This is a genomic window from Sphingobium sp. OAS761 (assembly GCF_024168485.1).
Taxonomy (GTDB): Bacteria; Pseudomonadota; Alphaproteobacteria; order Sphingomonadales; family Sphingomonadaceae; genus Sphingobium.
Window position 1 is genome coordinate 276,785 of the sequence record NZ_JALJVY010000005.1, and the last position, 25,266, is coordinate 302,050.

At 65.0% G+C, this 25,266-nt stretch carries 21 protein-coding genes; 11 read left to right on the top strand and 10 right to left on the bottom strand.

Annotation, left to right across the window (positions count from 1 at the left end; translation table 11 throughout):
* Positions 1-54 precede the first annotated feature (54 nt).
* Positions 55-729: an HAD family phosphatase gene (locus J3E64_RS09085; protein ID WP_253342267.1), complete on the top strand. Its 675-nt coding sequence runs from the start codon at positions 55-57 to the stop codon at positions 727-729.
* 3 nt (positions 730-732) lie between these two features.
* On the opposite strand, the gene J3E64_RS09090 is transcribed toward J3E64_RS09085, so the two are convergent.
* From J3E64_RS09090 to J3E64_RS09100, 3 genes are all read right to left on the bottom strand, one after another.
* Entirely contained in the window at positions 733-1,659 is a 927-nt protein-coding gene (locus tag J3E64_RS09090) for an NAD(P)-dependent oxidoreductase (protein WP_253342269.1), read from the bottom strand.
* Between the two features lie 3 nt (positions 1,660-1,662).
* Positions 1,663-2,988, bottom strand: a complete 1,326-nt coding sequence (locus J3E64_RS09095) for a cystathionine gamma-synthase family protein (protein ID WP_253342271.1) — start codon at positions 2,986-2,988, stop codon at positions 1,663-1,665.
* Positions 2,989-3,127: 139 nt separating this feature from the next.
* Positions 3,128-3,337, bottom strand: a complete 210-nt coding sequence (locus tag J3E64_RS09100; RefSeq protein ID WP_253342273.1) for a hypothetical protein — start codon at positions 3,335-3,337, stop codon at positions 3,128-3,130.
* 218 nt (positions 3,338-3,555) lie between these two features.
* Here J3E64_RS09100 and J3E64_RS09105 point away from each other — a divergent pair, with 218 nt between their 5' ends.
* Entirely contained in the window at positions 3,556-5,967 is a 2,412-nt protein-coding gene (locus J3E64_RS09105) for a ligase-associated DNA damage response DEXH box helicase (RefSeq protein ID WP_253342275.1), read from the top strand.
* Between the two features lie 3 nt (positions 5,968-5,970).
* Here the strand turns inward: J3E64_RS09105 and J3E64_RS09110 are convergent, their stop codons facing one another.
* The gene (locus tag J3E64_RS09110) at positions 5,971-6,708 is read right to left on the bottom strand and encodes a DJ-1/PfpI family protein (RefSeq protein WP_253342277.1); all 738 of its coding nucleotides are present in this window, start codon (positions 6,706-6,708) and stop codon (positions 5,971-5,973) included.
* A 689-nt stretch (positions 6,709-7,397) separates the two neighbouring features.
* Positions 7,398-9,902 carry a DNA topoisomerase (ATP-hydrolyzing) subunit B gene (gyrB, locus tag J3E64_RS09115; protein WP_253342279.1) on the bottom strand — a complete coding sequence of 835 codons (2,505 nt, stop codon included), beginning with the start codon at positions 9,900-9,902 and terminating at the stop codon, positions 7,398-7,400.
* A gap of 85 nt (positions 9,903-9,987) precedes the next feature.
* On the opposite strand from gyrB, the gene J3E64_RS09120 reads away from it, so the two are divergent.
* Both J3E64_RS09120 and J3E64_RS09125 read left to right on the top strand, forming a co-directional pair.
* A complete protein-coding gene (locus tag J3E64_RS09120) occupies positions 9,988-10,473 on the top strand; it encodes a hypothetical protein (RefSeq protein ID WP_253342281.1) in 486 nt (161 codons plus the stop codon).
* Between the two features lie 226 nt (positions 10,474-10,699).
* Positions 10,700-12,163: a PLP-dependent aminotransferase family protein gene (locus tag J3E64_RS09125; protein ID WP_253342283.1), complete on the top strand. Its 1,464-nt coding sequence runs from the start codon at positions 10,700-10,702 to the stop codon at positions 12,161-12,163.
* 71 nt (positions 12,164-12,234) lie between these two features.
* On the opposite strand, the gene ppa is transcribed toward J3E64_RS09125, so the two are convergent.
* Both ppa and J3E64_RS09135 read right to left on the bottom strand, forming a co-directional pair.
* Positions 12,235-12,777, bottom strand: a complete 543-nt coding sequence (ppa, locus tag J3E64_RS09130; RefSeq protein WP_253342285.1) for an inorganic diphosphatase — start codon at positions 12,775-12,777, stop codon at positions 12,235-12,237.
* Positions 12,778-12,815: 38 nt separating this feature from the next.
* Positions 12,816-14,732: a M61 family metallopeptidase gene (locus J3E64_RS09135; protein WP_253342287.1), complete on the bottom strand. Its 1,917-nt coding sequence runs from the start codon at positions 14,730-14,732 to the stop codon at positions 12,816-12,818.
* A 143-nt stretch (positions 14,733-14,875) separates the two neighbouring features.
* On the opposite strand from J3E64_RS09135, the gene hisS reads away from it, so the two are divergent.
* The 6 genes from hisS to J3E64_RS09165 all read left to right on the top strand — a co-directional run bounded on the left by hisS (position 14,876) and on the right by J3E64_RS09165 (position 22,246).
* Positions 14,876-16,138 carry a histidine--tRNA ligase gene (gene hisS, locus J3E64_RS09140; RefSeq protein ID WP_253342289.1) on the top strand — a complete coding sequence of 421 codons (1,263 nt, stop codon included), beginning with the start codon at positions 14,876-14,878 and terminating at the stop codon, positions 16,136-16,138.
* Positions 16,135-17,223, top strand: coding sequence for a peptide chain release factor 1 (gene prfA, locus J3E64_RS09145; protein WP_253342347.1), 1,089 nt, complete (start codon positions 16,135-16,137; stop codon positions 17,221-17,223). Before hisS ends, prfA begins: the two co-directional genes overlap by 4 nt.
* Positions 17,220-18,038, top strand: coding sequence for a peptide chain release factor N(5)-glutamine methyltransferase (prmC, locus tag J3E64_RS09150; RefSeq protein WP_253342291.1), 819 nt, complete (start codon positions 17,220-17,222; stop codon positions 18,036-18,038). The genes prfA and prmC overlap by 4 nt, the downstream gene beginning before the upstream one ends.
* 306 nt (positions 18,039-18,344) lie before the next feature.
* Complete coding sequence (locus J3E64_RS09155) at positions 18,345-19,160, top strand: DUF4167 domain-containing protein (RefSeq protein WP_253342293.1); 816 nt, start codon at positions 18,345-18,347, stop codon at positions 19,158-19,160.
* 118 nt (positions 19,161-19,278) lie between these two features.
* Positions 19,279-20,682 carry a DUF4139 domain-containing protein gene (locus J3E64_RS09160; protein ID WP_253342295.1) on the top strand — a complete coding sequence of 468 codons (1,404 nt, stop codon included), beginning with the start codon at positions 19,279-19,281 and terminating at the stop codon, positions 20,680-20,682.
* Positions 20,639-22,246: a DUF4139 domain-containing protein gene (locus tag J3E64_RS09165; protein ID WP_253342297.1), complete on the top strand. Its 1,608-nt coding sequence runs from the start codon at positions 20,639-20,641 to the stop codon at positions 22,244-22,246. Before J3E64_RS09160 ends, J3E64_RS09165 begins: the two co-directional genes overlap by 44 nt.
* 18 nt (positions 22,247-22,264) lie before the next feature.
* On the opposite strand, the gene J3E64_RS09170 is transcribed toward J3E64_RS09165, so the two are convergent.
* Positions 22,265-22,636 (bottom strand): acyl-CoA thioesterase, encoded by a 372-nt coding sequence (locus tag J3E64_RS09170; protein ID WP_253342299.1) that lies wholly within the window; start codon positions 22,634-22,636, stop codon positions 22,265-22,267.
* Positions 22,629-22,928 carry a hypothetical protein gene (locus J3E64_RS09175; protein WP_253342301.1) on the bottom strand — a complete coding sequence of 100 codons (300 nt, stop codon included), beginning with the start codon at positions 22,926-22,928 and terminating at the stop codon, positions 22,629-22,631. Before J3E64_RS09175 ends, J3E64_RS09170 begins: the two co-directional genes overlap by 8 nt.
* A 74-nt stretch (positions 22,929-23,002) precedes the next feature.
* On the opposite strand from J3E64_RS09175, the gene J3E64_RS09180 reads away from it, so the two are divergent.
* Positions 23,003-23,431, top strand: a complete 429-nt coding sequence (locus J3E64_RS09180; protein WP_253342303.1) for a CBS domain-containing protein — start codon at positions 23,003-23,005, stop codon at positions 23,429-23,431.
* A gap of 9 nt (positions 23,432-23,440) precedes the next feature.
* Here the strand turns inward: J3E64_RS09180 and J3E64_RS09185 are convergent, their stop codons facing one another.
* Entirely contained in the window at positions 23,441-24,928 is a 1,488-nt protein-coding gene (locus J3E64_RS09185; RefSeq protein WP_253342305.1) for a lipopolysaccharide biosynthesis protein, read from the bottom strand.
* Between the last annotated feature and the right edge of the window lie 338 nt (positions 24,929-25,266).

Genomic DNA, 25,266 nt, shown 5'->3' on the forward strand with positions numbered 1-25,266 from the left:
ACGGCCCATCCGCAAGTCAGAACGAAGGCGGCGGGCAAAAGTTTCGAGAACGGCATGACTCACAGGCTGGCGATCTACGACATGGACCGCACGGTGACGTTCAGCGGCACCTATACGGGGTTCCTGATTCATGTGGCGCAACGCATGGCGCCCTGGCGATTGCTGTTCCTGCCGGTCGTGCTCATGCTCATGCTCGCCTACATGTTCAGATGGATCAGCCGGCAAAGGCTGAAGGAACTGAACCAGGCGCTGATGATCGGACCCAATGTGGAGAGGGCTCGGCTGATGCCGCATGTCGAAAGCTACGCCGCCAAGGTGGTGGCGACCAATGTCCGGCAGGGGGCACTGGCGCAGATCGCGCAGGACCGTGCGGACGGCTATCGCCTCATTCTCGCCACGGCATCCTACCGCCTTTATGTCGAACCGATTGCGCGGCGGCTGGGATTCGACGCGGTTATCGCTACCGATCATCTGAGCCAGGACCTGCGCTATGTGCGCGCCAAGATCGCCGGCGAGAATTGCTACGACACGGGCAAGTTGCGCATGATCAAGGCATGGATGGCGGCCGAGGCGATCGATCGCGCCCATGCCCATATTCGTGCCTATTCGGACCATGTGTCCGACGCGCCCATGCTGGAATATGCCGACATTGCCTTTGCGTCCAACCCCTCCCGCCGGCTCGCCCTGCTGTCGGCGGCGCGGGGATGGACCCGGGTCGACTGGAACTGAACCTCAGGCGACCGGGCAGGGCAGGGGACGGCCGGCGAAATGCGCCGACAGGTTGGCCATCAGCATTTGCGCCATCCGGCCGACCGCTTCATGTGTGGCCCCGCCCGTGTGGGGTGTCAGCACGACGTTGGGCACGTCGCGCCAACGCATGGGATCAGCCGGTTCGGGGTCGAACACGTCGAGCGCGGCGCCGCCCAGCCGTCCGGATCGCAACGCATCGATCAGGGCGATTTCGTTCACGAACTGGCCGCGGGCGACGTTGACCAGCAATCCGTCCGTCCCCAGCGCATCCATGACGTTACCGGCGATCAGCCCGCGATTGGTGTCGTCGGCCCGGCAGGCGACGAGTAATATATCGCTCTGCTGCGCCAGCGTTTCCAGACTCCAGGTGCGGGGCCAGGGCAGGCCGGGCTTCTCGCGCGGTCCCCACCAGCCGACGGCCATCTTCATGACCTGCGCGCGCTCCGCCACCGCCAGGCCGATCGCGCCCATTCCCACGATGCCCAGCCGCGCGCCGGCCATGGATCGCGTGCGGGTCTTCGACTGGATCGTCCATCGGCCCGACCGGATGTCGCGATCCCCGGTTACGATGCCCCGACGATGGGCGATCATCAGGCCGATGGCGTGGTCGGCGACATCTTCCGCATTGGCGTTCCCGGCATGGGTCACGGCAATGCCGCGATCCCGCGCCAGCGCCAGGTCGACGCCGTCATAGCCGACGGTGAAGCAGGCGATGAGCGACAGTCGCGGCAAAAGGTCGAGAAGGTCCGGGCCGAGAGGAAATTCGCCAGCCCAGACCAGCGCGTCGACGGCCATCAGTTCCCCGACTGACGGTGCTTCCCACAGGGCTATGACGTCATGATCGGCGCGCAGCAGCGGCAGCAGCGGAGCCAGCAAGGGCTGGCCCATCAGCAACATGGGGCGGGCCATGGATCAGCCGACCCGCCGCAGCGCCTGGGCGAAATCGGCGATCAGATCATCGGCATCCTCACATCCGATCGAAATGCGCACCATATTGTCGCCGATGGCCAGCGCCTTCTTGCGCTCAGTCGGGACCGACAGATGGGTCATCGCCGCCGGATGGCTGGCCAGCGTCTCGGTGCCGCCCAGGCTGACGGCCAGCTTGGCGATTTTGAGCGCGTCGAGAAAGGCGAAGGCTTCGGCCTCGCCGCCTTTCAGGTACAGCGAGAAGGTGGATCCCGCCCCGGTGCAATGGCGCCGATAGATGTCGGCCTGTCGTTCCGTTTCCGGGAAGCCTAGATAGACGACCTTGTCCACCTGCGGCTGGTCGCGGAGCCAGGCGCAGACCCTGGCGGCATTTTCCCCCGCGCGGCTCATGCGCAATTCCAGCGTCTCCAGGCTGCGCAGCAGCATCCATGCGCTGTGCGGATCGAGGATCGTGCCGATGGTGTTGCGCATCAGGCGGATGGGGTTGATCAGCGCATCGGACCCCAGCACGCCGCCCGCCACCAGATCGCTGTGCCCACCGGCATATTTGGTAAGGCTGTAGATGACGAGGTCGGCGCCATGGGCCAGCGGCTTGTGCCAGAGCGGGCCGAGAAAAGTGTTGTCGATCGCGATCGGCGGTACATGCTCGGCACCGGCGAACAGGGAGTCGCGCCGCGCAACTACAGCCTCCAGGTCGACCAGCACGTTGGTGGGGTTGGCGGGACTTTCGAGGTAGAGGAGCGCCACGCGGCCCAATGCCTGCGCTTTCTCGATCACCGCGCCTATCTCCTCCGGCGTCGCGCCGGCCGGAAAATCCAACCATCGCACGCCGAACTTGCCGAGAATCCGGCCTATGAGCGATTCGGTTGCGGCGTAGAGCGGGGCCGAATGGACGATCACGTCGCCCGGCTGCACCAGCGCCAGCAGGGTGGTGGCGATCGCCGACATGCCGCTGGAAAAGAGCAGCGCGTCCTCCGCTTCCTCCCACACCGACAGCCGATCCTCGCAGATTTCCTGGTTGGGACCGTTGAAGCGGGAATAGACGAGGCCCTCGGCGCCACCCGGGCGCAGGCCGGTCACGCCTTCGAAATGGCGCTTGCCCGCCGCCGCGCTTTCGAAGGCGAAAGTGGAGGTCAGGAAGATGGGGGGTTTTAGCGATCCTTCAGACAGGGTGGGATCATAGCCATGCCCCATCATCAAGGTGGCGGGCTTAAGGGGCCTTCCGTCGATTTCCATCACCGGTGGCTTTGGACGGCGACGGTTGCGGGTCGGTTCGGCGCCGGTCAGGTCGGCTTCGGTTTCGCCGGTCATCATCATCTCCTGCATGGTTGGCGGCGTCTGGCGCGCCGCTCGGTGTCATGCCGGGAACTTAGCGCGGGACCGCCGGGCGCGCGAGAGGAGCAAGCAAGATTATTTCTCTTTCTTATTCGATTATTCCCAGCGCGTTCGATCAGGCGACCAGCCCCTCCTCCACCTCCACATCGACCGGCGCCTCATTCTCGGGCCCTGTTCGCGGCGGGGTCTTTCGCGCGACATGCAATGACTGGGCGCAAAAGCTCCACCAGTTGGCCCAGAAGGCGAATGGCTGGAACCACATGTCGAAAAACGGCGCCAGGTAGGTTTCTGCGGGATCGCTTGAATGACGGGGGGATGCGGCCATGATCCTTCCTCCATGCTGCAATTGCTGTTCCAAGATTCGGCCCGGCCAGCCCGGAGAAAAAGGGTAACGGGTCGGCGGGCCGCCTGTTCCGCCGGGTGCCGTGGCGTCCCGGCGTCCCGAAAGGGACAGGCGCGACTATAGCATGGGCGACGCGCGCCCACCATCTGCACGAACGTCGGCCTGATGACAGGGGGCGGAGCGTTCCCTACATCCAGTGCATGTCCGACCTCTTGCCAGCGATCATCGAAAACTGGTTCGCCGGGCGAGGCTGGCGGCCGCGAAGGCACCAGCTGGAGATGCTGGATGCGGCGGACCGGGGGGACCATGCTCTGCTGGTTGCGGCGACGGGGGCCGGCAAGACCCTGGCCGGGTTCTTGCCGACCCTGTCCGACCTGATAGCCGCACCGACCGACGGGCTCCACACGCTCTACGTCTCTCCGCTCAAGGCCCTGGCGGTGGACGTGCGGCGCAACCTTCTGGCACCGATCGAGGAGATGGGGCTGCCGATCAGGGTCGAAACGCGTACCGGGGACACGCCTTCAGACCGAAAGGCGCGCCAGCGGGTCCGGCCGCCGCAGATATTGCTGACCACGCCCGAATCGCTTTCGTTGCTGCTCAGCTATCCGGACGCGATGCTGATGTTCGCGGATCTGAGGACCATCATCGTCGATGAGGTCCATGCGTTCGCGACGCAGAAGCGCGGCGACCTGCTCAATCTCTCGATGGCGCGTTTGCAGGCGATCCATCCGCGGCTGCGCAGGGTGGCGCTTTCGGCTACGGTCGCCGACATCGACGCCTATCGCGCGTGGATCGCTCCTGATGGCGATATCGACCGGGTAACGCCGGTCCTGGGCGAGCAGGGGGCCGACCCCGATGTCGCCATCCTGATTCCGGAAGGGCGCGTGCCCTGGTCCGGCCATTCGGGCAAATATGCCGCAAAACAGGTGATGGCAGAGATAGAATCGCGCCGCACGACTTTGGTCTTTTGCAATACGCGCGGCTTGGCCGAACTGATCTTTCAGGAACTCTGGTCGGTCAACGATGCGAATCTGCCTATCGCGATCCACCATGGCAGCCTGTCGATCGAGGCGCGACGCAAGGTCGAAAGTGCGATGGCGGCGGGCAGGCTGCGCGCGCTGGTCGCGACGGCATCGCTCGACCTGGGCGTCGACTGGGGTAATGTCGATTGCGTGATCCAGATGGGGGCGCCGAAGGGGAGTTCTCGTCTGTTGCAGCGGATAGGCCGGGCCAATCACCGGCTCGACATGGCGTCGGAGGCGATCCTGATCCCCGGCAACCGCTTCGAATATCTGGAGGCGCGCGCCGCGCTCGACGCGGTGGAGGCGGGCGAGCGCGATGCCGACGACTTCCGCTCAGGCAGTCTGGACGTGCTGGCCCAGCACATCATGGCGCTCGCCTGCGCTGGCCCGTTTCGCGCCGCGGAGATGCTGGAGGAGGTCCGTTCGGCCACCCCCTACAGCGCCTTGAGCGCCGAAACGTTCGATAATGTCCTCTCCTTCATCGAAGGTGGCGGCTATGCACTGCGCGCCTATGACAGGTTTAAGCGGCTGACGCGCGATGCCGACGGCCTGTGGCGCGTTTCGCACCCGCGATTCGTCCAGCAGCACCGCATGAATGCCGGCATCATCGTGGACCAGCCCGCGCTCGCGGTGCGCTTCGCCAACGGCCGCAAGCTGGGTACCGTGGAAGAGGGCTTCGCCGCTTCGCTGCGACCGGGCGACAGTTTCTTCTTCTCCGGCATGGCGCTGGAGGTGGTGCGCATGGACACGAGCGATCTGGTCGTGCGGGCGACATCGAAACAGGCGCGCATCCCCAGTTGGGGCGGGACGCGCATGGCCATGTCCACACGCCTGGCCGATCGGGTGCGCCATTTCCTGGCCGAACCGGGCGAATGGCATCGCTTTCCCGATGATGTGCGCGAATGGCTGGAAATGCAGAAACTGCGGTCCGCGCTGCCCCAGCCGGGGCAATTGCTGATCGAGACATTTCCGCATGAAGGGCGGCATTACCTCGTCTGCTACAGTTTCGAAGGCTGGAACGCGCATCAGTCGCTGGGCATGTTGCTGACCCGGCGGATGGACGCGCAGGGGCTGATGCCGATGGGGTTCGTATCGAACGACTATGCGCTGGCGGTTTATGGACTGAAACCCGTCACCGATCCGAAGAGCCTTTTTTCCGCCGATATTCTCGATCACGAATTTGTCGACTGGGTGGAGCAGTCGAGCCTGCTGAAACGCGCCTTTCGCGACGTGGCGGTGATCTCCGGCCTGATCGAGCGTCAGCATCCGGGCAAGCGCAAGACCGGGCGGCAGGTTACATTCTCGACCGATCTCATCTACGACGTGCTGCGCAAATACCAGCCCGATCATCTGCTGCTGAAGGCTGCATGGGCCGATGCCCGCGCGCGCATGACCGATGTCGGCCGACTGGGCGATCTGATCGACCGCGCCGCCAATACGATGCTGCACATCGCGCTGGATCGCGTCAGTCCGCTGGCGGTGCCGGTGCTGATCCTGATCGGGCGCGAGCAGGTCGCGCAGCGGGATGCGGAGGACGCGCTGCTGATGGAAGCGGAGGCGCTGGTCGCGCAGGCGATGCGCGCGGACTGATGGCTACAGGCCGCTCATCGCCGCGAAGGGATCGTCGGACGGATCGTCATGCCAGCGATATTCCGCGCGGTTCGCCACCCATGTCGCCATTTCCTTGCCGTAAAGACGGGCGATCAGGCCCAGCGCCATGTCCGTGCCGGCCGAAATGCCCGAAGAGGAGATATATTTGCCGTCCTCGACCCAGCGCGCATGCGGCACCCACAATACTTGCGCGCCCTGCGCCGTGGCCCATTCCCATGCCATCTTGTTGCTGGTCGCCTTCACGCCGTTTAGCAGGCCCGCCTTCGCCAGCACGCCCGAGCCGGTGCACACGCTCGCAACCTGCGGGGTCGCATCGGCCAGAGCCTTTACCGCCGCAAGAAATGCGGGATTGTTCACCTCGCGTCGGGTACCCGACCCGCCCGGGACCATGACGATATCCAGTTTGGGCGCGTCGGCGAAACTGACGTCGGCGATCGTAGCGGGTCCGGTCCGGCTCTTCACCGGTCCGGCCTTGTCGGCGATCAGCACTGTGTCGATGCGGTCGTTCAGCATGCCGAACATTTCAAGTGGTCCGAACACGTCGAGCAGTTCGAACCCCTCAAAGACCACCATGCCGAGCATTTTCTTCGGCCCATCCGGGGGTGTCGGCGGATTGCGGGACATCTGCGTGGCTGCCCGGGCCGGCAGTGCGATAGCGGACAGGGCGGTCGCGGCGATCAGCAGGTCGCGTCGGGTAGCCTGATGGGGATGATCGGTCATCACACGTCTCCTTCTTCCTGCAAGACGCTCAGGGCGCGCTTTCCCGCCGGTCGTCCCGCAGGCCGCCGCACCCTTTCCAACTGCCCTCGCCAAAAGCGAGCTGCACGCGATCCGACCAGATGGCATCGCTCATCCCGTCGCTGCATGGGCCGGGTGTTGCGGTCAGGGCAAAACCGTCGCCCCATATATGAAGGCCATGCTCCCCACTCGCCTGCCGAACGGTGAATCGGCGCGCTGATATTTCCGGACGTTCCAGAATCGCGACGTTGCCACTGACCGTTACGGCCCAGAACGGCTCGGTTCCGATCGCGCGATAGTCCGCTTTGGTGTCAGGGGCAGGCGATCGCGGCGCGTCCACTGGCGGGGACGGCATTGCGGGACGTGGCGGCAAGGAGGAAGGGGCGGGCGACATGGCGGGACCGGCCGCCTCCCTTGCTTGCACGTCGGTGCGCGGTCGATCGGTGGTGGCGGTGTCTCTGTCCGCTACGGGCGACTGGCCGCAGGCGGCGAGCAACAGCGAAGCGAGAGCAACGAAGCGCGCGGTGATGGCGGAACCTCCATCGTCGGAACGCGATCGAAGCGATCCAGCCGCAGATGATCGGCCCGCCAACGACCGGGGCGACGTCGGGCGGGGCGCCTGCTTGAAACGATAGCGCGCGCCCCTGCCCATGGCTTTTCGACGACGCTGATCAGACGTCGAGATTGGCGACGTTCAGAGCATTGTCCTGGATGAATTCCCGGCGGGACTCCACCACATCGCCCATCAACTGGCTAAAGACCTCGTCGGCGATGTCGGCCTGCTCGACCTCTACCCGCAGCATCGAGCGATTGTCAGGATCCAAAGTGGTTTCCCACAATTGCTCGGCGTTCATTTCGCCAAGGCCCTTGTAACGCTGGATCGACAGGCCTTTGCGTCCGGCCGTCAGGATCGCTTCCAACAATTCGCTGGGCGATGTCACGGTCGCGCCCTTGGAGGCGACTGGCAGATCGTCCTCGCCCGCTTCCTCGGCCGCCTGCGCCGCCTTGGCGGTGACGAGCCGGCCGCTGCTGCGATAGCTGCCGGCCTCCTCGCTGGCGATGGTGTGCAGCTTGCGTGCTTCGGCCGATCCGATGAAGCCGCCCTCGATCACATGATGATCGGTGACGCCGCGCCACAGTCGCTCGAAATGGAAGCCGCCCTCTTCCGCGACGCGACCCGACCAGCGGCCCTCGGTGTCGTGCCCGTCCATCCAGGCCACGGTCGCCGCCAGCCGCTGCGCCTGCGCGTCCGTCGACAGTTCGGGATCCAGCGCACCGTTGAGGCTCAGCGCCTCGATGATCTGCGGATTATAACGGCGCGGCACATAGCGCATCACCGCGCGCATCCGCCGGCCATGCTCGATAAGCGCACGCAGGTCATCGCCGCTGCGCGCGCCGCCGCTCGTTTCCAGCACCATCGTATCGACACCATTGTCGACCAGATATTGTTCCAGCGCGGCTTCGTTCTTGAGATAGACCTCCGACCGGCCCCGGCTCGCCTTGTAGAGCGGCGGCTGGGCGATGAAAAGATGCCCGGCTTCGATGATCTGCGGCATCTGGCGGTAGAAGAAGGTCAGCAGCAAGGTGCGGATGTGCGCGCCGTCGACATCGGCGTCGGTCATGATCACGATCTTGTGGTAACGCAGCTTTTCCAGGTTGAAATCGTCGCGGATGCCGGTGCCCATCGCCTGGATCAGCGTGCCGACTTCCTTGGACGACAGCATCTTGTCGAACCGCGCGCGCTCGACGTTCAGGATCTTGCCCTTCAGGGGCAGGATCGCCTGATTATGCCGGTTGCGGCCCTGTTTGGCCGAACCGCCCGCCGAATCGCCCTCGACCAGGAAAAGTTCGGACTTGGCCGGGTCGCGCTCCTGGCAGTCGGCCAGCTTGCCGGGCAGGCTGGCGATGTCCAGCACGCCCTTGCGCCGGGTCAGTTCGCGCGCCTTCTTGGCCGCCTCGCGCGCGGCGGCGGCGTCGATCACTTTTTGGATGATCGCCTTGCCGGTCGCCGGATTCTCCTCCAGCCATTCCGCCATCTTGTCCGCCATCAGGCTTTCCAGGGGCTGGCGCACTTCGGAACTGACCAGCTTGTCCTTGGTCTGGGACGAGAATTTGGGATCGGGCAGCTTGACCGAGACGATCGCGGTCAACCCTTCGCGCATATCCTCGCCGGTCAGAGAGACCTTCTCCTTCTTGAGCGCCCCGGACTTCTCGGCATAATTGTTGAGCGTCCGCGTCAGCGCCGCGCGGAAGGCGGCGAGGTGCGTGCCGCCGTCGCGCTGCGGGATGTTGTTCGTGAAACACAGCACATTCTCATAATAGCTGTCGTTCCATTCCAGCGCGACGTCGATGGTCACGTCGTCGCGGGTGCCGGCGATCGCGATCGGATCGGGCATCAGCGCATTCTTGTTGCGGTCGAGATATTTGACGAAGGCCGCGATGCCGCCTTCATAGAATAGCTCGACTTCCTTCTTCTCCTCATGTCGCGCGTCGACCAGGAACAGGCGCACGCCGCTGTTGAGGAAAGCCAGCTCGCGATAGCGATGTTCCAGCTTGTCGAAATCATAGTCGGTCTGGTTCTTGAAGGTGCCGCCGTCGCCGGGTACCTTCTCGGTCGAGGCGAGGAAGGTGACGCGCGTCCCTTTCTTTCCTTCCGGAGCCGGGCCGAGAACCTTCAGGGGCGCGGTGGCGTCGCCATAGGCGAAGCGCATATAATGCTCCTCGCCGTCGCGCCAGATGTTGAGGTCCAGCCATTCGCTGAGGGCATTGACGACCGAGACGCCCACGCCGTGCAGGCCGCCAGACACCTTGTATGCATTGTCGTCGCTGGTGTTCTCGAACTTCCCGCCCGCGTGCAGCTGGGTCATGATGACTTCGGCCGCCGAAACGCCTTCTTCCTTGTGGATGCCGGTCGGGATGCCGCGGCCATTATCTTCCACGCTGACCGACCCGTCGGGGTTCAGCGTGATGACGATCCGGTCGCAATGACCGGCAAGCGCTTCGTCGATCGCATTGTCGCTGACCTCGAACACCATATGGTGCAGGCCGCTGCCGTCGTCGGTATCGCCGATATACATGCCGGGCCGCTTGCGCACGGCGTCCAGGCCCTTGAGCACCTTGATGCTGTCGGCGCCATATTCATTGCTATTGGGGGAATTTTGCGGTTCGTCGTTCATGAAAAGCCTATAGGAAAAGCCCGCACGAAACTAAAGCGAAACATGCCGCTTCCCCGCGCGGACGGCGCGGTTTATCTCTGCTGCCATGTATCGCATCCTCATTCTCCTCATCCTGCTTGGCGCCTGTTCCGATACGCGCGAGGTGCCCGACGAATTGCCCAACAGCTCGCTGGCGGGCGCCCCGCGCGAGGAGGTGCCCGAAAGTCGCATGGATGCGCCGGTCGCGCGCCCGGTCACGATCGGCGAGGACGGACCGCGACTGGATGCCTGCGGCGCAATGGGCCAGGTGACGCGGCCGGGTGCCGACGGATTGGCCCTGCGGGCGGCGCCGTTCGCCGACGCCGAGGTCATGGCGCGGCTGGCCGAGGGTGACCGCGCCTATGTCTGTACCCGCAGCCTCGACCAGAAATGGCTGGGCGTCGTCGTTCGTCCCGCGCCGGCACCGGACGGCGACGCGCAGCCACCGGTCGATTGCGGCGTATCGTCGCCGGTCGACCGGAAGCAACCCTATGGCGGACCTTGTGCCAGCGGATGGGTGTCGAGCGTCTATATCCGCCTGATCGCGGGCTGACGTTCGGGCGACGGGCGCGCCTTCACGTTCGAATGCGAGAAAGGGCCGACCGGCTTTCGACCGGCCGGCCAGGAGCTAAGGAGCCGCGCGACAGGTCGATGGGGGCATCGGCCGGTCGCCGTCGAAGCCAGGGCGCGGCAAGGGCATATCTTCCACAATTGGCCTTTTCCAAAAGAACCAATAGGCAATAAATGGCATCTCACCTGCCACCGGGATATTGATTGCCATGTCCACTTCTCATCTTCGTCCGCCCTCCCTGTTGCGCCTCCTGGGCGCCTGGCGCGCGCGCGACAGCGCGGAACCGGCCTATCGTCAGCTCGCGCAGGCGCTGCGCATGCTGATCCTTGACGGGCGGCTGGGGCTCGACGTGCGCCTGCCGGGCGAGCGGGAACTGGCGGCGGCGCTCGGCCTGTCGCGTACGACCATCGCGGCGGCGTTCGACCGGCTGCGCGACGAGGGCTATCTTGAAAGCCGGCAAGGGTCGGGCAGCGTCACGCGCCTGCCGCCCGGCCGGGTGCAGCCGCCGGGACCCGATATCGACGCGACCAGCGGCGGCAACCTGCTCAACTGGACCCATGCGGCGCTGCCCGCCGCGCCCGGGGTCGCGGCGGCATGCCAGGCGGCGATCGAGGCGCTGCCCGCCTATCTGGACGATCTGGGCTATGATGCACTGGGTCTGCCGGTGCTGCGGCGGGCGATCGCGGCGCAATATGAGCGGCGGGGGTGTCCCACCACGCCGGACCAGATCATGGTGACCAATGGCGCACAGCAGGGCTTTTCGCTGCTGCTAAAATGGCTGGCGGGGCCTGGCGACCGGGTGGTGATCGACCATCCCACCTATCATAATGCAATCCAGGCGTTGCAGCGCGCGCATGTCGTGCCGGTCCCGGTCGGCCTGCCCGCGCAGGGTTGGGACATCGACGCGATGGATGCTGCCTTTCGCCAGACCAGTCCGCGCTTCGCCTATGTCATCGCCGATTTCCACAATCCCACCGGGCGCAGCATGGACCCGGCAACCCGCCGCGCACTGGTGGCGGCGGCCACACGCAGCCACACGCCGCTGGTCATCGACGAAACGATGGTCGCAACCGGGCTGGATTTCGCGCCGCCGCCTCCGGTCGCCTGTCACGACCCGTCGGGCCGTCACGTCTTCACCATGGGTTCGGCGAGCAAGATCTACTGGGGCGGGTTGCGCACCGGCTGGATACGCGCGGACGCGCAGACCATCGCCGCCCTGGGCCGGCTGCGCACGACCATGGACATGGCCAGCCCGGTGCTGGACCAGCTCGCGGTCGCGCATCTGGTGGAGGGGGATGCGGGCCTGGGGCCACGCGCCGGCATTCTGCGCCAGCGGCGCGACCATCTGATGGGGTTGATCGAGGCGCGCCTGCCGCATTGGAGGGTCGAGGCGCCGGCTGGTGGACTGTCGCTCTGGGCCGAACTCCCCCGTGCGGAGGCGAGCGCGCTCGCGGCGCTGGCCGAAAGCCTGGGCGTGCGGGTAGCGGCCGGACCGCGCTTCGGTGTCAGCGGCGCATTCGAACGTTTCCTGCGCCTGCCTTTCACGCTGAACGAGGCGCAACTGGAAACCGGGGTGGAGCGGCTGGTGGAAGCCGATGCCCGTCTCCATGCGCGCCAGCCGCGCGGCCGAGACCCGCTGGCGCTCGCACTGGAGGCCGACCGATTGATCTGACCGGAAACAGCTGAGGAAAAAGGCCGCGCGGAACGGTCCACGCGGCCTTTTTCGTTACATGTTTTGCCCGGTCAAGCGGCCTTCTTGCCAGCATGATAGCGCTCGATCGCCTCGATCGTGATGCGCTTGGCATCTTCCGCGCCGCCCCATGTACCGACCCGCACCCACTTCTTCTTTTCCAGATCTTTGTAGTGGGTGAAGAAATGTTCGATCTGCTCCATGACGATGCCGGGCAGGTCGTCCTTCTCGCTCACATTGGAATAATAAGGGAAGACGGAATCGGCCGGTACGCAGACCAGCTTTTCGTCGCCGCCCGCTTCATCTTCCAGGTTCAGCACCGCGATCGGCCGCGCGGCGATCACCGATCCGGGGATGAAGGGCGACCGTGCGATCACCAGCGCGTCGAGCGGATCCCCATCGGGCGACAGCGTATGCGGCACGAAGCCGTAATTGGCCGGATAGCGCATCGGCGTGTGCAGGATGCGGTCCACGAACAGGGCGCCCGACGCCTTGTCGAACTCATATTTCACAGGCTCGCCGCCGGTCGGCACCTCGATGATGACGTTCAGGCTGTTGGGCGGATCGTTGCCGACCGGGATCAGTTCGATATTCATGAAAACGCCTTTTTGTTACGCGTTGGTTTGCGGGTGAGTCATGTTCTCGGTTTAAGGAGCCTGTCGAGGCTGCCTTCACCCTCTCCTGTCTTTTCGAGGCGCGGATAGCGCAGGCCGCCCGAATAATCGAGTGACAAAGTGCGGTAATATTTGTCCTGCTTCAGGATGATCTGGATCGGCGTCTTGGCCCTGATCGCGGCTTTCCAGACGTCCGGTGAAAATTCGTCGCCATTGACCGCGATGATCTTCGCGCCGACCGTAAGTCCCGCCTTGAACGCCGCGCTGTCCCAGATGACGGCGGAAATGTCGCCGTCATTCTTGACGTTCAGGCCGATGCCATAGGCCTGGTCGACATATTTGCCCGATCCTTCCGCGGCCTTGGTGTAGCTGTTGGGTTCATCGGCATAGACCAGCTTGTAGCCGCCCATGAAGAAACCGCCCTTCGGCGTCTCCCCGGTCGTGCTGTCCACATATTTATGGAAGAAGCCGGCCCAGTCATATGGCGCGATGCCGTTCAACGTCCGGATGAGGTCGTCGCGGTTGTAGACAACTTCGCCCCAGTCGCCGGGATTGATCCCGAAAAAGGCCTTGGCGAAATCGTCGAGGCCCTTGCGGCCGCGCGTCGCCTTGCTGATGATTGCATCGGCCTCCAGCCACATCATCAGCCCTTCATTATAATAATCCTCCGAGCGCTGCCAGCTGGTCCAGCCTTTGGGCCGGCGGGCGGAGATGACGGGATCTAGCGTGGTATCCTCCAGCGGGCGCCAGCGGCGGCCAACCGCCGTGTCGAGCCGCGCGGCAATGCTGGCATAGGCGTCCAGCGTCTCCTGCTTGGTGAACAGCCCCGACCGCGCGCCCAGCACATAGCCCCAGAACTGGGTCTGCCCTTCATAGACCCACAGCAGATTGTCCTGCATCGGCGTGCGGAAATCGGGCGTCCACAGCAGGTCGGGCCGGCGGAACTTGCCATCCCAGCTATGGGTGAATTCGTGCGGAAGCAGGTTGCGGTCCAGCAGCGCCTTTCCGGCATCCCAGTCCTTGAAATAGCCCGGTTCGACCTGGTTTTCGGAGCTGCGATGATGTTCGAGCCCGATCCCGCCCATTTCGTCGGTGATGGCGAGCAGGAAGTCATAATGATCGAAATGATAGGCGCCGAACAGCTTGCCCGCCTCGGCCACCAGCTTGCGGTGTTTCGCCATCTGTTCGGGCTTGTAGGCCAGTTCGTCGGCATCGTCGGCGACCATGTTCAGCGTGACGTTGCTGCCCAGGTCCACCGCCTTGAAATAGCGCCCGGCAAAGACCGGGGAATCCTGCAACGCTTCATAATCGATGGTGTCGTAGGTGACGGTATCGCCCGCCTTCGTGCCGCGCAGCGCCGTCGCCGCCTGCCAGCCGGCGGGATAAATGACGCTGGCCCGTATCGGAATCTGGCGTGTATAATAGCCCGCCGGGTATAGCGACACCTGCTCCCACTGGATGTTCATCATCTTGGGCGTGATGACCACGCGACCCTGGTTGGGCTGGGTCGCGGACAGGAACTGGAAGGATGCGACGATTTCGGTCGCGTCCTGCGGCACGTCCACCTTGAAAGCATAGACGTCCAGCGGATCGCGCACCCACTGGACCGGCTGCCCGTTGGCGGTGATGACCAGATCGGTCAGCTTTTCGATCTGGCCGCGCGGCGCGTGGTTGCCGGGCAGCCATTCAGGCATCAGCAAGGTCATCGGTCCGGCGCCCGCGACCGGGATGGTCTCCTTCACGCGATAGATGCGCTGGGTTATGTCGCTGGCGTCGACTTCCAGCCGGATGGTGCCGGGATAGGGCGTATCCTTCGGCGCGGGCGTGGCGTCGTCGACGGGCAGGGCGGTCGGTTTCGACCGGATCGCGTCCTGCGCGGACAGCGGGCCTGCGATGGCCGTGGAAAGGAAGAGTGCGGCAGCAAGGCTGCGGATCATGGATGTCTCCAGAAAATTGGGCGGGCCGGCCGGCCCGGATGGCATACAGCATGGCGGCAGGAACAGGCCGCGTCCACCCCTTGATGGACGGGTGTAAAAACCGCGTTTCCTTGGGGTTGAATTACCGCTAAAGGCGCTGCCCCATGGCCAGAATAGAAACGCCGCGCCCGATACGCGGCACGCAGGACATGCTGGGCGGCACGCCCGAGGCTTTTCAGGAGAGGTTCGCGCATGTGGTCGCGACCTTCGACCGCGTGCGCCGCCTCTACGGATTCCAGCGGGTCGAGGTGCCCGTTTTCGAAGCGACCGCCGTCTTCGCCCGGTCGCTGGGCGAAAGCACCGACGTCGTGTCCAAGGAAATGTACACGTTCGAGGATCGCGGCGGCGATTCCGTTACTTTGCGCCCGGAATTCACTGCGGGCATTTCGCGCGCCTACATCACCGAAGGGTGGCAGCAATATGCCCCGCTGAAGATCGCCACCCACGGCCCGCTGTTCCGCTACGAACGCCCGCAAAAGGGCCGTTTCCGCCAGTTTCACCAGCTGGACGCCGAAATCATCGGCGCGGGCGAACCGGGCGCCGACGTGGAATTGCTGGTGCTGGCCGACCAGTTGCTGCGGGAACTGGGCGTATCGGACGGGGTGACGCTGACGCTCAACACGCTTGGCGACGCGCCGAGCCGGGAGGCGTGGCGCACGGCGCTGATCGCCCATTTCGAGGCGCATCGGGGCGAACTGTCGGAAGACAGCGTCGAACGGCTGGCGAAGAACCCGCTCCGCATCCTCGACAGCAAGGACCCGCGTGATCGCCCGATCGCCGACAGCGCGCCGGACATCGACGCCTGTCTGACCGACGAGGCGCGCGGCTTCTTCGAAAAGGTGACGAGCGGCCTCGATGCCGCGGGCGTGGCATGGGAACGCAATGCCCGGCTGGTGCGCGGCCTGGATTATTATCGCCACACCGCCTTCGAGTTCGTCACCGACCGGCTGGGCGCACAGGGAACCGTGCTGGGCGGTGGCCGCTATGACGGCCTGATCGAAAATCTGGGCGGTCCCTCGACCCCGGCGGTCGGTTGGGCGGCGGGGATCGAACGGCTGGCCATGCTGGTCGATGCGCCGGAAATCCAGAAGATCGATGTAGCGGTTATTCCGATGGGCGAAGCGGCCGAAGTGGCGGCAACAGGCATCGTCGCGAATCTGCGGCGGGCGGGCGTTGCCACTGACATGGGCTATCGCGGCAACATGAAGAAACGCATGCAGCGGGCCAATGCATCGGGCGCGCGGTGGGCGATCATATTGGGTGAGGACGAACTGGCGCGTGGCGAAGCGTCCGTACGCAACCTGGGTACCGGCGAGCAGCATGCTGTGGCGCTGGATGCCCTGATCGCGACGGTGACCGCGCTCTGATGCACATTTCCGCAGAACGCATCGCGCAGATCGAGGCGCGCAAGGACGAGGTGCAGGCGTCGATGACGCGGAGCGACCTTGCGCCTGAAACATTCGTGCGGCTGTCGAAGGAGTATGCGGAGATCGAGCCGGTCGCGCGGGCGGCGGCCGAGTTGCGTCGGTTGCGGCAGGAATTGTCCGCCCTGGAAACGATGACCAGCGGCGAGGAAGCGGACCCCGCCATGCGCGAGATGGCGCAGGAGGAGATGCAGATCCTGCGCGGTCAGCTGCCCGAGGCGGAACGCGCGCTGGCGATTCAGCTTCTGCCCCGCGATGCGGCCGACGCGCGCCCGGCCATGCTGGAAATCCGCGCCGGCACGGGCGGGGACGAAGCCGCCCTGTTCGCCGGCGATCTGTTCCGCATGTACCAGCGTTATGCCGATACGCAGGGTTGGAAGATGGAGATGATGTCCGCCAACGCGTCCGAGCAGGGCGGCTTCAAGGAAGTGGTGGCCAGCGTGAACGGCGCGGGGGTCTTCGCCAAGCTGAAGTTCGAAAGCGGCGTCCATCGCGTGCAGCGCGTGCCCGCGACGGAAAGCGGGGGACGCATCCATACCAGCGCGGCGACCGTGGCGGTACTGCCCGAGCCGGAGGAAGTCGATGTCCAGATCGCGGACGCCGACCTCAAGATCGACATTTATCGCGCCAGCGGCGCGGGCGGGCAGCATGTGAACACGACCGACAGTGCCGTGCGCATCACCCATCTGCCGAGCGGCATCGTGGTGACGCAGCAGGACGAGCGGTCGCAGCACAAGAATAAGGCCAAGGCGATGCAGGTGCTGCGCGCCCGGCTGTACGAGGCGGAGCGCGAACGCAGCCAGAGCGAGCAGGCTGGCGCGCGCAAGGCGATGGTGGGATCGGGCGACAGGTCGGAGCGCATCCGCACCTATAATTTCCCGCAGGGGCGCGTCACCGATCATCGCATCAACCTGACGCTGCACCGCCTGCCTGAAATATTGGAAGGCCCCGGGCTGTCGGAAGTCATCGATGCGCTGATCGCAGAGGATGAAGCGGCGCGGCTGGCCCAACTGGACGGCGTCGGGTGAGCATCGCGGACGCGCTGCGGACGGCGACAGCCGGCCTGGCGCCGACCAGCGACACGCCGCGGCTGGACGCGGAATTGCTGATGGCCCACGCGCTGGGGCTCGCACGCACCGACATGCTGCTGCGGCAGCGCGACCTTATGGTGCCGCCCGGTTTTGCCGATCTGCTGGCCCGGCGCATGGCCGGTGCGCCGATCGCGCACATTACCGGTATCCGCGACTTCTGGACCATCACCCTGCGGGTCACGCCCGATGTGTTGATCCCCAGGCCGGACAGCGAAACCCTGATCGAGGCGGCGGTCGCGCATTTCGGTGGCCGCGGCCCGGCCACCATATTGGACCTTGGCACCGGGTCGGGCGCATTGCTGCTTGCCGCGCTGGACCAGTGGCCCGGCGCGCGTGGCGTGGGTGTCGATGCCTCGCCTGCCGCGCTGGCGGTGGCGCAGGACAATGCGCGACGGCTGGGCTTCGCCGATCGCGCCGAATTCGCCTTGGGGGACTGGGGGGCCGGGATCGGCGGGGCGTTCGACCTGTTGCTGATAAATCCGCCCTATATCGCGCGGGACGCTGCGCTGTCAGGGGATGTGCTGCACGAACCTGGCTGCGCCTTGTTCGCCGGCATCGACGGGCTTGATGATTATCGCAGGATCGCACCGGACCTGCCGCGCCTGATCGCCCCGAACGGCCTGGCCGCCATCGAGATCGGCCATGGCCAGCGTGCATCGGTAAGCGCGCTCTTCGAAGCGCAGGGGCTGGCCGTCTCTGCCTTGCCTGATCTTGCAGGAAAGGATCGTTGCCTTGCCGCGACAAGGGACTGAATGAAAATTGCGGCAGGATGCGTGAAATTCGCTTGGTTTATGCCGCGAAAGTCACTACATCGGGCCCTAGGAGACGGCACTCTCTCGCGACATGGCCCGTAAGGCCGTTGATGGAAAAGGCCGTTTTCGCTCCTGCAAGTCATGACGGCGCTCCTGCGCAGCGCCTCTGGCCGGAAGGGCAAGAGCCATGCTGTGGCTCCTGTCCGGCAGGGCTTTACCCGGACGATGCGATGACCGGGCTTTTGGGATGGCGATGAAATACAGACTTTCAGCCAGGATGATGACAGCGAACGCAAGGATCACGTCTTGATCAACAACAGGCAGGCCGGCCGCCGCAATCGGGGCCGGAATAATAATGGTCGTCCCAACGGCAACAACCGGGGCGGCGGTGACAATGGCAACCGCATCGACAACCGCGCGCGTGGCAATGCGACCCAGTTGCTCGAAAAATACAAGAATATGGCACGCGACGCCCAGATGGCGGGCGATCGGGTGAACGCGGAATATTATCTGCAGTTCGCCGATCATTATTTCCGCGTGCTGGCCGACAACCGGGCCCGACAGGAAGAGCAGCAGCAGCGCTTCCGTCCGCGCGACGACAATTTTGACGAGGACGGCGAAGATTTCGATTCGTCCGAGGAAAATGGCGAGGACATGCGCGCCGAATCGACGCAGCCCGAACGCAGCGGCCGCGAATATCAGGCGCGTGACAATCAGGACCGGCGCCCGGACGATCAACGGGATTCGCGCGGTCCGCGCCGCGACCGTAACCGCCGCGACCGTTTCTCGAACGAAGAGGACGTCGCCCCGCAACAGACCATGGGTGCGGAAGGTCCTGTCGGGAACCCCGCGGACGATCAGTCCGCACGGCCGTCGCCGGCCACCGCTTCCGCGCAAGCGGCTCCGGTTGACGAAACGACGCCGCCCAAGCCGCGCCGCGGCCGCCCGCGCAAAGCCGACAAGGTCGACAAGGCTGACAAGGCCGATGCCGCGGAAGGCTTCGACGCTGCCCTGCTTCCACCCTCGATCGCGCGTAGCGACAATGACGGCGATGGCGCGGAGGATGCGCCGCGCAAGCGCACACGCAGGCCGCGCGCCGCCGCCGCGGAAGCCGCCGAATAAGGTTGCCCCGGAACGGGCTGGAAAAGGGGCGGCGCCGCAAGGGGTCGCCCCTTTTCATGCACGCTTTCCAAGCTCGCTGCGATCCGGCACAAGGCGTCGGTCAATCGTGGAGAGAGACATGACGACCATCGCCCGCCTGCTGCCGTTGACGCTGATTGCCCTGCCCATTGCGGCGCCGGCACAGGATACTGCGGATCCCAACGGCGCCACCGCGCAGGGGGATGTCGCGGTCACCATCTATAATAGCGGCCAGTCGCTGGTGCAGGACGATCGGCAACTGACCGTCAATGCCGGGCGCAATCGCATCGAATTTCCCGATGTGTCCGCGCGCATCCGACCCGAAACCGTCAACCTTTCGGGGCCGGGGCTGTCCATAGTCGAACAGAATTTCGACTACGACCTGCTGTCGCCCGACAAGCTGATGGACAAGGCGGTGGGGCAGGAGGTGACGCTGGTGCGCACCAACCCGGCGACGGGCACCGAAACGCGCGAGCGGGCGAAGGTGCTGGCGGCCAATGGCGGCATCGTGTTGCAGATCGGCAACCGGATCGAAGTGCTGCGCGACGACGGCTTGCCGGTACGGGTCGTGTTCGACCGCGTGCCGCCCAATCTGCGCGCCCGACCTACGCTGTCGGTGACGGTCGAGGCGGCGCAGGGCGGCATGGTGCCTGCCCGCCTGTCCTATCTGACCCCCAACTTGGGCTGGACGGCCGACTATGTCGCCCTGTTCGATGCCTCCAAAGGGGCGATGGACATGCAGGGATGGGTCACGCTGACCAACAACACGGGAACCACCTTCACCAATGCGCGCACCATTCTGGTGGCCGGAAACCCGGCCAATGGCGGCCGCCGCAGCAACTGGTGGCAATCGTCGAGCGGCGCGATCGATCAGGCGGGGACGGAGAGTGGCCCGCGCGAACGGCTGGGCGACTATTATCTCTATCCGCTCGGGGCGCGCACCACGATCGCCAACGCGCAGCAGAAGCAAGTCAGCTTTCTGGATGTGAAGGGCGCTCCCGCGCGCGCGACCTACGAATATGTCAATCCGTGGATGGGCAGCGCGACCGAACCGATGAGCGCGTCGAGCGTGCTCAAATTCTCGACCTCCAGACAGGGCGGTCTGGGAGACCAGCTGCCAGCGGGCACGATCCGCGTCTATATGCGCGATGCCCGGGGCGATCCGCAATTCATCGGCGAAAACAGCATTGACCATACGCCCATGGGGTCTTCCATGGCGCTGCGCACGGGTGACGCATTTGACGTCAAGGTGCGCCCGACCGTCGAGCAGCGGACCCGCCGAAGCGGATCGCGCTGGGAAACGAAAATGCGGTACACGCTCACCAATGCGCGGGCGGAACCGGTGACCGTCGATCTCGCCCAGCAGGGGCTCTGGGGCGATACCCGGGTTTCCGCCCAGAGCATCGATGGCCGCCGGGTTTCCGCCGACCGGATGGAATGGAGCGTTCCTGTCCCCGCCAATGGCTCGGCGGAACTCAGCGTCACGTTCGATTCGCGGTACTGAACGGACCAAGCCTGTGTCGCGGCGCCTCCTGACCCTCATCGCTTTCCTGTGGTGCTGCATCGCGCCCGCCAATGCCGGAACAATCATATCGGACCGGGCGGAGTCCGTGTCCGTTACCGTCTATCGCCAGCCTGGCCGGGCCAGGGGCGCGATCGATCGCGACTGGCCGGGTGGGTATGCGCTCGTAGCCGAAACGCGCACCGTCGACCTGCCGCCCGGCGAAACGGTGGTCCGGTTCGAGGGTGTGGCGGAGGGGCTGATGCCCGAAACGGCAGTGCTGTCGGGTATGCCTCAAGGGGTGAAGGAGAAGAATCGCGACGCGCGGTTGCTGTCTCCGGCCGGTCTGGTCGATGCCTATCTCAGGCGCCGCGTGACCGTCCGCCGCACCGACCGCAAGTCCGGCAAGGTCACGGAAGAGGAAGCCGTCATCACTGCCGGCCCGAGCGGCGGCGTCATCCTCCGGACGCCGCGCGGCTACGAGGCGCTGGGGTGCAGCGGTTTGCCCGAAAGGATGCTTTACCGCGATGTTCCCGCTGACCTGTCACCGCGTCCGACGCTGTCCGTGATCGCGACGAGCGATCGCGCGACCCGCGCCACGCTGCAACTGACCTATCTGGCCGAAGGATTCGACTGGGCTGCCAATTATGTCGCCGATATGAATTCCGATGGCGGCACATTGAATCTCATGGCCTGGCTGACCGTCGCCAATGGCGGGGTTACCGGCTTTCCCGGCGCCCGGCTTGGGGTTATCGCCGGCCAGCCAAACAAAGCCGCGCGTGCGCCGCAGCCCCGCCCGACGGGGGGAGCGTTGCTGCTGACCTGCTGGCCGATGGACGTCACCAGCACACATCCGGGCTGGGCGCTCTTTCCCGTGCAGATGCCCCCACCCGTCATGGAGGAGGCGCAGGAGATCATGGTGACGGCGTATCGCAGGTCGGACGCCGTGCCCGTGGCGATGGCCGCGCCGCCGCCTCCTCCTCCTCCGCCGCCGGCGGAGGATGTCGGCGACCTCAAATATTATCGCGTTCCCGTTGCCGTTGACGTCTCTGCCAACAGCCAGAAACAGGTCGCTTTGCTGCGCCAGGACGACGTGCGGGTCGAACGCCTTTATGCCGCGACCATCGACTATCGCGACGGAAGCGGCCAATCGCGGCCGATGACCCTGCGTCTCAGGCTCCGGAATAGAAAGGCCGACGGCCTTGGCCTGCCGATGCCGTCCGGCCGGGTGGCGGTGTTCGAACATGTGGGCGGCTTGCGGCTGCTGGCCGGAGAGGCGGACGTCGGCGACAAGGCGGTCGACGAGCGTATCGACTACGACATCTCGGAAAGCAGCGACATTCGCCTGACTGTCCGCCAGACGGCGGCTTCGGAAAAGCGGCGTGACTGGACGATAAGGATCGCCAATGCCCGTCCCTTCGCGGTGACCGCGGAAGTCACCATCGGGCACGACATCACCCCCCGGCCGCAGGACCTGGAACGGCGGGGCGGCGCATGGATCTGGCGGACGGTCGTGCCGGCCAATGGCTGGGCAGACTATAGTTACGCCGAGATGTTGCCCCGTTGATGCCCCGGTAATGGCGGGTCAGGGCAGGGGACGGGGCCGGTGATCGGCATCCAGCGCGACGAAGGTATAGACGCCGCTGGTGAGTTCAATCTGGTCCTGCGCGGGGCCTCGCGTCGCCACCACGTCCACCTTTACGGCGATCGACGTGCGGCCGCGTCGTTCCTCGCGCGCGTAGACGGATACCAGGTCGCCGAGCAGGATCGGCGTGATGAACTTCATTCCCTCGATCGCCACCGTGGCCACCGCGCCCTGCGCGATGCGGTTGGCGACGATGCCGCCGGCTATGTCCATCTGGCTCAAAACCCAGCCGCCGAAGATATGGCCATTGCTGTTGATGTCGGCCGGTCGCGGCATGACCCGCAGAATGACCTCGCCCCGTTCATCAGTCATCGATCGGTACCTCGTCCTTCAGCCTGTCCATCACCTGATCGTCATGGCCGGTTCCGTGGGACAGAAAGGCCAGCGCCATGAGGCCGGTTCCCAACATGAAGGTCAGCCATACGCCCAAAACCGTGGCGATGGCCATATGCAGCGGCAGCATGCCTGCCCACCAGTAAAGAAACAGCAGCGCTGCGCCCACGCACAGCAGGCCGCCCAGCGCCATCCACCCCATCATGCGACGGAACCGGCCCCATGCCGTGGCCGCGATTTGCGGATCGTCCAGTGCCTGTCTGCGTGTCATCCCTTTTCTTTGGGGTGCGAAAGTGGGATCATCAAGCACTCGAAAGAGAAAGTCAGGCGAAAAGGAGAGTTGGCATGACCGTCGCAACGATTTTGCAGGGCAAGGGCCGCAACGTCATTCAGGTGCGCTCAACCGACAGCCTGCTTTCCGCGGTGCAACTGCTTGCCGATAAACGCATCGGTTGCGTGCCCGTGGTCGATGACGGGCAAGTCGTCGGCATTTTGTCCGAACGTGACCTGGTCTATCGCGTGGCAAAGGATGGCGCGTCTGCGCTCGACCTGACGGTCGGCGACGTGATGACCTCTCCCGCCATAACCATCGACGATCAGACGCCGGTCATTCATGGCCTTTCGCTCATGACGAAGCGGCGCATCCGTCACCTGCCGGTCGTGGTCGACGGCGAACTGGTCGGACTGATCTCGATCGGCGATCTGGTCAAATTCCGTATCGACCGTATCGAATCCGAGGCGGCGGCGCTGCGCGACTATATCCAGACCGCCTGATGCCGTGCGTCAGGCTGGCGCCGGAGCCGGTGCCCGCCGCCGCACGACCAGCGCGATCAGGTCCATCAGCGTCGACCGCGCGCATAGAAAAAGCGCGGCGAGGAAGGCCAGACCGCCCGCCGGCACCAGAACGCCCAGCCGGACGGGCGCGGCGAGGGGCGGAAGCAAGGCGTCGATCGCCATGACGACGCCGGCCATCAGAGCGGAACAGATCACGCCCGGTGCGGCTGCGCGGATCAGGTCCCTCGCCTGCAGGCCCATCGGTCCTCCCGCCAGTCGCGCCGTGACGGCGGTCAGCACGGGGAAGGCGATCAGCCAGGCCCAGGCGAGGCCGACGGCGCCGAATTGAATGCCGATCAGGAATGCCGCGGGCATCAGCACCGCGCCAACCGCCGCGACTTGCGCAGTGGTGCCGGGCCGGCCGAGCGCGTTGCTGACCGGCGCGAACATCACCTGCAATGTCATGAACGGCATCGCCAGCGCGAGAATCGCGACGAATGGCGCCATGTCCGCCCATTTTTCCCCGAACAGGGTTTCCACCAGCGGTCCGGCGGTGACGGCCATCCCGAAATAGACCGGACAAGACAGCAACAGCAGCAGCTTCACCGCCTTGCAGAAGGACCATGCCACCCGCGACACATCCTTCTGCATCCGTGCATAGGCGGGAAAGGCGACGTCGTTGAGCGGAGGGATGAATTTGCTGACGAAAATCTGGGTCAGGAACAGCGCTTCGGCATAGAGCCCCAGGGCATGGGGGTCGAGCATCCGTCCGCCGATGAAGATGTCCGCCTGACTCTGCACGATCCAGAATAGTTGCCCGCCCAGCAACGACGCGCCATAGGCCACCATGCCGCCCGTGCCGCGAAAATCCAGGGTGGGGATCGGGCGAAAGCCGGTGGCGATCACATAGCCGGCCGCCTTGACCCAAAAACCCGCGATCGGCGCGAAGACCAGCGTCCATACGCCCCAGCCCAGCATCGCTCCGGTCAGGGCGACGGCGGCCGAGGCGATGGCGGCGATCAGGTTGACCAGCGCCGGACGCTTGAAATCAAGCGCCCGTCCCATGATCGCCTCGGGAACCGACAGGAAAGGCGTCGACAGATAGAGCAGCGCCTGCACCCGCAGCAGGTCGGCCACCAGGGGCTGGTCGTAATAGTCGGCCGCGACCGGTGCGATCAGCAATTGCATCAGGGCAAGGGCGCCATTCAGCAACAACATGATGCTGAACGCCTGGCGCAGGCGATGGGGCGTGACCGAATCGGACTGGACCAGCGCGCTGACAAGCCCATAGCCGTTGAGAAAGGTCGCGAAATTCAGGATCACCTGGGTCATTGCGAACAGGCCGTAATCCGCCGGATCGAGCAGGCGGATGACGACCAGCGTCACTACCCAGCTCATCACCTGAGACAGGATCTGGCTGCCCGAACGCCAGAAGACGGCGCTCCTAATCCTTGCGCCAAATCCTGCGTCATCCGCGTCGGCGTCCTGAAAACCCATATTGCCCCGATTCCTTCCGTGGCGACCCTTCACCCTCTCCCGTCTAGAACCCAACCCCCAAAAATTTCTGAAATAAAATTGCAAAAAGCGTTTGACGGGTCCGGAAGCCGTCCATATATGCGCCTCCACCGACGAGGCGCTGGCCACATAAGCCCAGCAAAACGCCGGTCGCCAACATAAGCGGGCAGTCAGTCCCCCGGATGCCAATTCGGGGAGCCGTCACTGTCCGGTTTTCAGTCGGCTGGTTCTTTGACATTGTTGATTGATGAAGGGACATGTGGGCGGCGGCTCGTGTGGTTCGGGACTTAGGCCCGGATCGCAGTAGCAAAGCCAAGTCG